This is a genomic window from Achromobacter arsenitoxydans SY8 (assembly GCF_000236785.1).
Classification (GTDB): Bacteria; Pseudomonadota; Gammaproteobacteria; order Burkholderiales; family Burkholderiaceae_B; genus Achromobacter; species Achromobacter arsenitoxydans.
The window spans coordinates 1-853 of the sequence record NZ_AGUF01000095.1; the positions used below are offsets into that span (position 1 = coordinate 1).

Genomic DNA, 853 nt, shown 5'->3' on the forward strand with positions numbered 1-853 from the left:
TGAAAACCCCGGAAAAAAATCACTTTTCGCCGTTTCGCAAAACGCGGGGCGTGCACGGCACACCCGGATGCGCACCCAAGCAACTGATAAATAAAGAGAACCCGGCGGCACGACAAGAGTTGGCACGGCTTTTGCATTAAGGCCCATGTCATCCCCGATGGCATCGTGGCCCAAGCGGCCATTTCGTCAACGACTCAAAGGAAGCAGCCAATGCCGACTCCCCGCCACGCCGCTGATGTACCTGGCGCTGGCCTCCGGCGAGGTGCTGCCGGAAGTGGAAGTGAAGTGGTACCGCACCTCGATCGAGGGCAAGCAAGAGCACCTGGACCCATGCCATCGCCGGCACCGAGGCCTTGGAGCCTGCCATGCCCAAACAATTCTATTTGCGCTTCCCCTTCGACCTCATCGGCAGTGGGGCGCACGACGCATTCGAGGTCAACGAGTCCGAAACTGCACGAAGCGCTGGTTTGGCGCAAACCATAGGTCGTCTCGGCATTGCACCATGTCACACGACGACGAGGATTTGAAATGATGCGCCTCCTGAAACTCGGCATCCCTTTGCTATTCGCTCTACTGACGGCTTGCGATAGCGGATCTGCCAAGGAAGATATGGTGCCCGTATCACTTACGGGCATTGACCATTTGGCCGACCACCTGAGCGTGCAGGATTTTGGGGTGAACGGCACGGGCGGATTCCAGGCGGGTAAAGGCGGCAGCGTCGTTTGCTGCGTCAGCCTGCCTAGGAAATGGCGTCCGGACCTGACTGTCGTGGTGCGCTGGCACATAACCAATTGGCAAGGGTGCGACTGGGAAAGCTATGAGCGCCGAGTACCGGTGGACCGCTATGACAAAG

The 853-nt window shown here is 58.6% G+C and carries 1 protein-coding gene; it reads left to right on the top strand.

The window, feature by feature from the left end; genetic code table 11:
• Positions 1–528: 528 nt before the first annotated feature.
• The coding region (locus tag KYC_RS29165; RefSeq protein WP_008168764.1) for a DUF3304 domain-containing protein at positions 529–853 on the top strand (325 nt) is incomplete at its 3' end.